The organism is Lacinutrix sp. YIN62 (assembly GCF_057219185.1).
Genome location: NZ_JBXVVH010000089.1, coordinates 1 through 647, shown reverse-complemented (window position 1 = coordinate 647; position 647 = coordinate 1). Strand labels below are relative to the sequence as shown.

Here is a 647-nt window from a genome sequence, read left to right as displayed (position 1 = left end):
AATACGGATAATTCTGCTTCAGATCTTTTGGAGTATTTGTGTTTATATATCCATTCTACTTTTAAAGATTTAAAGAATGATTCAGCTACTGCATTATCCCAACAATTCCCTTTTCTGCTCATCGATTGTTTTATCAGTCCATTGTAATTTTTTATCAGATTAGTAAAACTACTACTAGCATACTGTACACCTCTGTCTGAATGAAATATAAGTGGTTTAGTAAGGGTTATTTTGCGTATTGCCATATTCCAAGCTTTGTTTACAGTGTCTTGAGTAGTCAAATTATCACTAATAGACCATCCCATTACTTTTCTATTAAATAGATCAATAATTACTGTTAAGTAACTCCAACCTTGTTCTGTTTGAATATAAGTAATATCAGATACCCAAACTTGATGTATTCTTTCTACATCAAAGTTCTGTTGTAATAAATTAGGTTCAATAGGATATTTATGATTACTATCTGTAGTTATTTTAAAACTACGTTTTCTCCTTGCATACAAGGAAAGTGCTTTCATAATACGAGCAACTCTAGGTCTGGATACTTTATATCCTAAGACATTTAATTCCTCTTTTATCCTAGGGGATCCATAACTACCAAAACTATCCTTGAATATAGTTCTGATCTTATCTACTAATCTTTGATT

1 protein-coding gene is annotated in these 647 nt (G+C 30.6%); it reads right to left on the bottom strand.

Features of this window, described 5'->3' with window-relative positions; genetic code table 11:
• Nucleotides 1-647 (bottom strand): IS3 family transposase (locus AC2D8I_RS16325; protein WP_484707181.1); only part of this gene is annotated, 647 nt, incomplete at both ends.